General features: G+C 55.4%; 8 protein-coding genes, 1 tRNA gene and 1 rRNA gene. 4 read left to right on the top strand and 6 right to left on the bottom strand.

Going from position 1 to position 8,598, the window contains the following annotated elements:
• Positions 1 to 143 precede the first annotated feature (143 nt).
• Positions 144 to 259 (top strand): 5S ribosomal RNA (rrf, locus tag DFO52_RS20670).
• Positions 260 to 495: 236 nt separating this feature from the next.
• Here rrf and DFO52_RS20665 read toward each other — a convergent pair.
• Positions 496 to 571 (bottom strand) — tRNA-Phe (locus DFO52_RS20665).
• A 169-nt stretch (positions 572 to 740) separates the two neighbouring features.
• Here DFO52_RS20665 and DFO52_RS20660 point away from each other — a divergent pair.
• Together DFO52_RS20660 and DFO52_RS20655 are read left to right on the top strand one after the other, a co-directional pair.
• Complete coding sequence (locus DFO52_RS20660; protein ID WP_029742108.1) at positions 741 to 1,586, top strand: AraC family transcriptional regulator; 846 nt, start codon at positions 741 to 743, stop codon at positions 1,584 to 1,586.
• A gap of 36 nt (positions 1,587 to 1,622) precedes the next feature.
• Positions 1,623 to 2,213 (top strand): LysE family translocator, encoded by a 591-nt coding sequence (locus DFO52_RS20655; RefSeq protein WP_059347274.1) that lies wholly within the window; start codon positions 1,623 to 1,625, stop codon positions 2,211 to 2,213.
• On the opposite strand, the gene DFO52_RS20650 is transcribed toward DFO52_RS20655, so the two are convergent.
• The 5 genes from DFO52_RS20650 to aspA form a co-directional block, all read right to left on the bottom strand.
• Positions 2,210 to 2,785: a transcriptional regulator gene (locus tag DFO52_RS20650; RefSeq protein ID WP_023310110.1), complete on the bottom strand. Its 576-nt coding sequence runs from the start codon at positions 2,783 to 2,785 to the stop codon at positions 2,210 to 2,212. The two genes, DFO52_RS20655 and DFO52_RS20650, sit on opposite strands and share 4 nt — an antisense overlap.
• 49 nt (positions 2,786 to 2,834) lie before the next feature.
• The gene (locus tag DFO52_RS20645) at positions 2,835 to 4,526 is read right to left on the bottom strand and encodes a protein-disulfide reductase DsbD (protein WP_133551107.1); all 1,692 of its coding nucleotides are present in this window, start codon (positions 4,524 to 4,526) and stop codon (positions 2,835 to 2,837) included.
• Positions 4,502 to 4,825 (bottom strand): divalent cation tolerance protein CutA, encoded by a 324-nt coding sequence (cutA, locus tag DFO52_RS20640; RefSeq protein WP_014168278.1) that lies wholly within the window; start codon positions 4,823 to 4,825, stop codon positions 4,502 to 4,504. The genes DFO52_RS20645 and cutA overlap by 25 nt, the downstream gene beginning before the upstream one ends.
• 113 nt (positions 4,826 to 4,938) lie before the next feature.
• On the bottom strand, positions 4,939 to 6,240 hold the full coding sequence (locus DFO52_RS20635) for an anaerobic C4-dicarboxylate transporter (protein ID WP_023334226.1): 1,302 nt from the start codon (positions 6,238 to 6,240) through the stop codon (positions 4,939 to 4,941).
• Between the two features lie 115 nt (positions 6,241 to 6,355).
• A complete protein-coding gene (aspA, locus tag DFO52_RS20630) occupies positions 6,356 to 7,792 on the bottom strand; it encodes an aspartate ammonia-lyase (protein ID WP_003855923.1) in 1,437 nt (478 codons plus the stop codon).
• A gap of 335 nt (positions 7,793 to 8,127) precedes the next feature.
• Between aspA and DFO52_RS20625 the strand changes: the two genes are divergently transcribed.
• Positions 8,128 to 8,592 carry an FxsA family protein gene (locus DFO52_RS20625; protein ID WP_023616652.1) on the top strand — a complete coding sequence of 155 codons (465 nt, stop codon included), beginning with the start codon at positions 8,128 to 8,130 and terminating at the stop codon, positions 8,590 to 8,592.
• Positions 8,593 to 8,598 lie beyond the last annotated feature (6 nt).

Below are 8,598 nucleotides of genomic sequence, written 5' to 3'. Positions count from 1 at the left end.
TGATAGGTCGGGTGTGTAAGCGCAGCGATGCGTTGAGCTAACCGATACTAATGAACCGTGAGGCTTAACCTTACAACGCCGAAGCTGTTTCGGCGGACGAGAGACAGAAGATTCTCAGCTTTGATACAGATTAACAGAATTTGCCTGGCGGCTTTAGCGCGGTGGTCCCACCTGACCCCATGCCGAACTCAGAAGTGAAACGCCGTAGCGCCGATGGTAGTGTGGGGTCTCCCCATGTGAGAGTAGGGAACTGCCAGGCATCAAATAGAAGAACCCCGTACCGTAAGGTGCGGGGTTTTTTGCTTTGCGCGCGCAGAAAAGGCCGATAGTGCTGCACTTGCCGGGCCTGCGGGCTCAGTAGGCCGGATAAGGCAAAGCCGCCATCCGGCAACGCAGACCGCACGATCCCACGGCAAAGAGAAACAAGAATACAAAGAAGGGATTTATAAACGCAGAAAAGCAAAAACCCAGCCATAGGCTGGGTTCTTTAAATAGTGGTGCCCGGACTCGGAATCGAACCAAGGACACGGGGATTTTCAATCCCCTGCTCTACCGACTGAGCTATCCGGGCAACGGAGCGCATTAAACCGCAATCACGCTCGATCGTCAACATTATTTCGGGAAAAGCTGTTCAACTGCTTAAGTTTGCGGCAATCTGTCCGCTTTCGCCGTGAAAATGCACAAATCTTCCAGACAGAACCAGTGTAATACGGCAATGCTGAGAGCAAGAGGAGGGCAGTATGGCAAATGACTGGCTTGAACTGCGTCAGCATGCAGATACGGGGATTGAGACGATTAAAGCGCATTTCGAAGGGCATGCTTTTGATCCGCACTGGCACGATAGCTATCTGGTAGGGATAACCCTCTCTGGCACGCAGCAGTTTCACTGCCGCCGTGAGCGTCATCGTAGCCAGCCGGGCGACGCATTTCTCCTCGAGCCAGGAGAAATTCACGACGGAGATGCGCCTGTCGAGGGCGGTTTTACCTATCTGACCTTCTATCTTGATGAGCGCTGGCTTACCCATGCGCTACAGGGGCTCTACGAATCGACTCCAGGGAGTTATTCACTCCACTTTGCCCAAACGCTGACGCGGGAGCCGCAGCTGGTGCGCGCTATCGGTGAGACATTCTCCACCCTGCATAATGACGAGATGAAAATCGTTCAGCAAAGCACAATGGATAATCTGCTCTCCCGGATCACCGCCCACTGCCACTGGCGTAAGAAACTACCGTCGCAGTTACAAAGCGCTGCTGTGGCGCATCGTGCGCGCGACTATCTCTATGCCCATATCGGTGAGAACGTGGGGCTGTCAGATCTTGCGCGCGAGACGGGCACGGATCGCTTTACCCTGACGCGCTGTTTTAAGCGCGAGTTCAACCTGGCGCCCCACGCATGGCTTATTCAGCTGCGTCTGGCAAAGGCCCGACAGCTGCTGGCGCGTGGCGACCAGCCCGTTGATGTGGCTGCCGCAGTGGGTTTTGCCGATCAAAGCCATCTGGGGCGATGGTTTCAGCGTGCTTACCGTATCTCTCCCGCACACTACCGCCGATTGTGCACAAACCTTCCAGACGTTTCCAAAAAATAACGGCACATTCATGGCTCTAATAAAAAGGAGCCACCTGTGAGTTTGATACCCTTTCTGCTGTTCGCATTTGTCGCCTCCATTACGCCGGGGCCAACCAATATCCTGGTGCTGACGAACAGCCAGCACTTTGGCGTAAAAAATACCGTACCTGCTATTCTGGGCGGGTGTATCGCGGCTAGTGCGATCGTGCTGGTATCAGGCGCGGGCGCAGGAGAAGTGCTGCGTCAGTATCCTCTGATACGTCAGATAATGAGCTGGGCAGGCGTGCTGTGGCTAAGCTGGATGAGCTGGCAGCTGTTTCGCGCTCCGGCCGCCCGTCTTTCCGCTGAGAACCGTATCCGATTCACCGCTCGGGCGGCGGCGCTGCTGCAGATCGTGAACCCCAAAACCTGGATGATGGCGCTGGCCGTCGTCAGCCTGTTTGCCCCAACTGGCGACCATGCATTGCGGGATATTGCGCTAATGGCGCTATGGTTTCTGCTGATCTCGATAGCCTGCTTGATGTGCTGGGCGTGGTTGGGTAAAGCGGTGAACCGAATTTTTCGCACCACCGTGGCGATGGTGCGGTTTCAGCGCCTGATGGCGCTGTGTCTGCTCGTCTCCGCCTGGGCGGGCATGCTGGCTTAAGTCAGCGCTCCACCCATTCTGCATTGGGCAAAGCGTAGAATATCTTCCGCCAGGCGGTGCGCCGTATCCACATCGGCCTGGCTACGGTTCACCAGCATGCGGCTGAGGCAACCTTCCAGCACCAGCTCCATCTGCTTCGCCACCATCGCCGGGTCATCGACTTCCAGCGTGGTCAGCAGCTCGTGGGTGAAGTCATGCGCCGCCCGTTTTTGCTGCTCCGCCAACTGGTGGATAGGGTGGCCTGGGTCGGGAAAATAAGTGCAGGCGGCGATGAACAGACAACCCGGGTAGCGGTTGTTGCTGACGCATTCGGTCAGCGCGGTATAGCGCGCCAGCAGCTTTTGCTCCGCGGTCAGTTCTTCATTCAGCATCAGTTGCCTGCGCCAGATATCAACCTGCTGGCTGAGATAGCGCAGGGCATCATAGAGTAGTGCCTCTTTATCAGGCCAGAAGCGCTTAAGTTCATCCAGAGGATAATCGATACGGTCGGCTACCATCTCAAGCGTGGTGCTGGCGATCCCTTGAATCTCAAGTAGTTGCAGGGCTTGTCCCAGTACGTCTTCACGTTGCACGGTTATCTCCTCCGCTATTCCCAACGGTATGTCCCGTTTAAAGTGTTGTTTACGGTTGGCGATTGCGCAAATGCGCGCTAAATGCCGCCGCATCCATAAACCCGGTTACACGCTGTTCTGGCTGCTCCTGGCCCTGTTGATTGAAGAACAGAATCGTTGGCAGCCCGAGCACGTTAAGCTGCTTCAGCAGAGCCTTATCCTGCGCATTATTGGCGGTCACGTTCGCCTGGAGCAAAACGGTCTCTTTCAGGACGCTTTGCACCTGTGGATCGCTAAAAGTATATTTTTCAAACTCTTTGCAGGCGACACACCAGTCGGCATAGAGATCGAGCATCACCGCTTTGCCTTTCGCCTCTGCCAGGGCGCTGTTGAGTTCATCCACGTTTTTAATCTGGGTGAAGTTCAGATGCGCTTGCGTCTGACCCACCGGTGTGCCGAACGCCCAGTCCTGCAGAGGGCGTACGCTCACCAGCGCAGCAGCCAGCAGCAGGATTTGTACCAGGCGCATCCATGGCTTCTTCGCCCCCAGGCTGACAATAAACGCCCAGGCAAAGAACGCTACGCCGAGCATCGCCCACAGGCGTAAACCCCAGACGTCCCCGATGATACGCTCAAGGAGGAACACCGGCAGCGCGAGGATGACAAAGCCAAACGCGGTTTTCACCGTCTCCATCCACGGGCCGCTCTTCGGCAGCAGTCGATTGCCGAAAACCGTGACCAGAATCAGCGGCAGGCCCATGCCCAGGGCATACAGGTACAACGTTCCGCCGCCGAGCCACATGTTGCCGCTCTGGGCTATGTACAGCAGGATAGCGCTCAGCGGCGCGGTAGTGCAGGGAGAGCATATCAGCCCGGCAATGGCACCCATCGCGAACACGCCGCCTGCGGAGCCGCCCTGCTGACGGTTGCTCATCAGCGTTAAGCGCGTTTGCAGCGAGGAGGGCAGCTGTAGCGTGAACAGGCCAAACATTGACAGCGCCAACAGGATAAACACCGCTGACAGGCCAATGAGAACATAAGGGTGCTGGAGTGCTGCCTGGAACTGTAAACCGGCAGCGGCAACCGCGAGGCCGAGCGCCGTGTAGGTTAGCGCCATTCCCTGCACGTATATAAAGGCCAGCAGCAGCGCGCGGGCAGTAGAAAGACGCTGTTTGCCGCCCAGCACGATGCCAGAGATGAGCGGATACATCGGCAGCACGCACGGCGTAAAGGCAATGCCTATACCAATCAGTAACGCCCACAGCGCTGAGAACGGAAGGTCAGCGCTGTCGTTGGTTTTCTCAACCGAGGGGACCGGCGTTACAGCAGCAGACGCTTTCACTTCGCTAAGCGGCACGACTTTCGTCTCCGGCGGATAGCAGAAACCTGCATCCGCACATCCCTGATAGGTTACCGTCAGCGTCGCGCCTTTATCGGCCTGATTCACCGTCACGGGCACGCTTAAGCGCTGGCGGTAGATCTCACTCTTGCCGTAGAACTCGTCCTCGTGCCACTCGCCAGCGGGCATCTGCAGTGCGCCCACGTTTGCCTGGGCAGGGGTAATGCTCACCTGCTTGCGATAGAGGTAATAGCCCTCTTTCACCTGCCAGGTAAGATTGAGATCGTGCTGGTTTTGCTGAAAGTCGAAAACGAACGCCTGGTCGGCAGGAATAAAGTTCGAACGGCCGGGCGCGTCAAACAACCCGGCAAAAGCTGACGTGCTGCACAGCAGCAGGATCAGCGTAAGGAAGCGTTGAGCCATGAGAGATAGTCGTTATCGCCGTGGACCACTGGCAGCACCAGCAGTTCCGGAGTTTGGTAAGGATGATGAGATTTGAGGCAGTCCAGGAGAGCCTGCTGATTCGCCAGATTGGTTTTGAGCAACATCTGGACTTCGTACTCTTGCTCCAGTTTGCCTTCCCAGTAATAAAGGGAGGTAGCACCGGGAAGGAGCGTCACGCAGGCAGCCAGTTTTTCGGCCAGCACTTTGGCGGCGAGATCCTGGGCAGAGGCTTCATCAGGGGCGGTACACAGTACGACAACAGCATCAGGCGTGTTCACAAGTCGACCTCCTCATCACGAAAGGCTTCACTATATCACGCAAGGCGGTTGGTCATTAATGAAACGGGCCGCAGAGCGGCCCGATTTTAACTATTTTTACAACCACTCACCGTTTACAGCACCACGCCGCCAATGATAAAGCCGAGGATCACGCAAAGTGAAATGGCGACCACGCCCGGGATCAGGAACGCGTGGTTAAACACATACTTACCGATACGGGTTGAGCCGGTGTCGTCCATCTCCACCGCCGCCAGCAGGGTTGGATAGGTTGGCAGAACGAACAGGGCAGAAACCGCTGCGAAAGAGGCAATCGCCGTCAGCGGGGTAACGCCCAGCATCAGTGCCGCAGGCATCAGCGCTTTGGTGGTCGCCGCCTGGGAGTAAAGCAGGGTAGCAGCAAAGAACAGCACCACCGCCAGCAGCCATGGGTAGTTGTGCAGCAGGTCGCCAGCGACGGTCTGAATGTCGCTGATGTGCGCTTTCACGAAGGTATCACCAAGCCAGGCTACGCCGAGGACGCACACGCAGGCGCTCATACCGGATTTGAAGGTGCTGGCGTTCAGCACTTCGCTGGTATCAATTTTACAGGTGATGCTAATCAGCGTCGCGATGGTCAGCATAAACACCACAATCGCTTCGTTACGCGGCAGGACCGGGTTCTGGATCAGGCCCACGGTGTCGCTGATGGCGGTCGCGTAGAACATCACCGCGACAATACCGATCAGGAACAGCAGCACGGAACGTTTTGCGTGCGGCTTCAGCTCGAAGACCTGGCTGCCGCGCAGTCTCACTTCACCCTTGGCGAGGCGTTCCTGATAAACCGGATCGTCTTTCAGTTCGGCGCCGAGGAAGTTACACAGCACGGCAGTGATCATCACCGCAATCAGCGTCACCGGGATACAGATCGCCAGCAGCGTCAGGTAGCTCACGCCCATCGGCTCAAGGATACCGGCGAAGAAGACCACCGCAGCGGAAATCGGTGAGGCGGTAATCGCAATCTGGGATGCGACGACGGCAATAGAGAGCGGACGAGACGGACGGATACCCTGCTCTTTCGCCACTTCGGTAATCACCGGCAGCGTAGAGAAGGCGGTGTGGCCCGTACCGGCGAGAATGGTCATAAACCAGGTCACCAGCGGGGCAAGGAAGGTAATGTATTTTGGATGGCGGCGCAGCATACGCTCCGCCAGGCTTACCAGGTAGTCCATACCGCCTGCCACCTGCATGGCGGCGATAGCGGCAATAACGGCCATGATGATTTCGATAACGTCGAACGGGATTGCGCCGGGTTTAATCTGAAAGATAAGGGTAAGAACGAGCACCCCGAGACCGCCGGCAAAACCGATGCCGATACCCCCGAGTCTTGCTCCCAAATAAATCGCCAACAAGACGATGACGAGTTCTGCTCCAAACATAAGGACCTTCCTTGCTTATTAACAAGTTGATATTGAATTGTTGTATTTTGGTAACGCCTAAAAAGAAAAAAGGCACGTCACAAGTGACGTGCCTTAAGAAGCCTAGCCTGAACGGTTACTGTTCGCTTTCATCGGTATATCGTTTTGCTTTATATGCCGGGTGCATCAGGTTCTGGGCCGAGAAGATATCGTCCAGCTCAGCTTCGGTCAACAGCCCGCGCTCCAGCACCACTTCACGTACGCTCTTACCGGTTTCGGCACAAATCTTACCGACGATATCACCGTTGTGGTGACCGATGAACGGGTTGAGGTAGGTGACGATCCCGATGGAGTTATAGACATAACCCTCACAGACTTCTTTATTCGCCGTGATGCCGTTAATGCATTTTTCCAGCAGGTTGTAGCAGGCGTTGGTCAGGATGTGGATGGATTCAAACATCGCCTGGCCAATCACTGGCTCCATCACGTTCAGCTGCAGCTGACCCGCTTCAGAGGCCATGGTCACGGTCGTATCGTTACCGATGACTTTGAAGCAAACCTGATTCACCACTTCTGGCACAACCGGGTTCACCTTGGCTGGCATGATGGACGAACCCGCCTGCAGTTCTGGCAGGTTGATTTCATTCAGGCCAGCGCGCGGACCGGAAGAGAGCAGGCGCAGGTCGTTACAGATTTTGGACAGTTTCACCGCCAGACGTTTCAGGGCGCTGTGTACCATGACGTAGGCGCCGCAGTCGGAGGTGGCTTCAATCAGGTCTTCTGCAGGTACAACCGGCAGGTTAGAGACTTCAGCCAGCTTCTGTACCGCCAGCTGCTGATAGCCATCCGGGGTGTTCAGACGGGTACCGATGGCGGTGGCGCCCAGGTTCACTTCCAGCAGCAGCTCGGAGGTGCGCAGCAGGTTTTTGGTCTCTTCGTTCAGCAGTACGTTAAACGCGTGGAATTCCTGGCCGAGCGTCATCGGCACCGCGTCCTGCAGCTGGGTACGGCCCATTTTCAGGATGTCCTGGAACTCAACCGCTTTACGCTGGAAGCCATCACCCAGCTGGTTGATCGCATCCACCAGTTTCACCACAGAGGCATACACCGCGATACGGAAGCCGGTAGGGTAGGCGTCGTTGGTAGACTGGCATTTGTTTACGTGATCGTTCGGGTTCAGGTACTGGTATTCACCTTTCTGGTGACCCATCAGCTCCAGGCCAATGTTTGCCAGTACTTCGTTGGTATTCATGTTGACGGAGGTGCCCGCGCCGCCCTGATAGACGTCAACCGGGAACTGGTCCATGCATTTGCCGTTGTTCAGCACTTCATCGCAGGCTGCGATAATCGCATTTGCCGCGCTTTTAGGAATGGTTTGCAGCTCTTTGTTGGCCAGTGCTGCGGCTTTCTTCACCATCACCATGCCACGGACAAACTCAGGAATGTCGCTGATTTTGCTGTTGCTGATGTAGAAGTTTTCAATCGCTCTCAGAGTGTGGACACCGTAGTAGGCATCCGCTGGAACTTCCCTGGTACCCAACAAGTCTTCTTCGATACGAATGTTGTTTAACATGTGAACCTTCTTTTCAAGCTGCCGATGGATTGTACTAAACACACAGTATTTATGTGGTTTTGAATATTTTCTGGCCGACGATTATTCCCTCAATCAGCCAGATGCTCGAGATCATATGCTGATGATAGCGAATTGCCGTAAGCTGGATCACTTATTATCGAGCCGATTCCATGATAATTATTAATCTGTGAAATGGGTCACCGCTTTAAAATTTCCAAAAAAAATATCCGTGCAAACTGATTGAATTTTCGCTAACCGTCACCATCTCATACAAACGCGCGTCGCGAACACATTCAGACAGGGGCCCGATGGCCTCTGCCACACAGGAGATGCCAGTGCGCTGGATACCGTTTATTGCTTTCTTTCTCTATGTTTACATTGAGATTTCCATTTTCATCCAGGTTGCCCATGTGCTGGGCGTCCTGCTGACGCTGATTCTGGTGATTTTCACCTCCGTCATCGGCATGTCGCTGGTGCGTAATCAGGGTTTCAAAAATTTCCTGATAATGCAGCAGAAGATGGCCGCAGGGGAAAGCCCTGCGGAAGAGATGATCAAAAGCGTGTCGTTGATTATTGCGGGGCTGCTGCTGATCCTGCCGGGGTTCTTCACTGACTTCCTCGGCCTGCTGCTGCTTCTGCCGCCGGTGCAAAAACACCTGACCATGAAGCTGCTGCCGCATCTGCGCTTTAGCCGTATGCCGGGCGGCGGGTTTAGCACCGGGCCGGGCGATACCTTTGAAGGGGAGTATCAGCGTAAGGATGAACAGCACGACCGTTTAGATCATAAAGACGATCGGTGATTTTGT

The sequence above is a fragment of the Enterobacter sp. AG326 genome, from assembly GCF_004362415.1.
Taxonomy (GTDB): domain Bacteria; phylum Pseudomonadota; class Gammaproteobacteria; order Enterobacterales; family Enterobacteriaceae; genus Enterobacter; species Enterobacter asburiae.
This window is presented reverse-complemented; position numbering and strand designations above follow the sequence as displayed.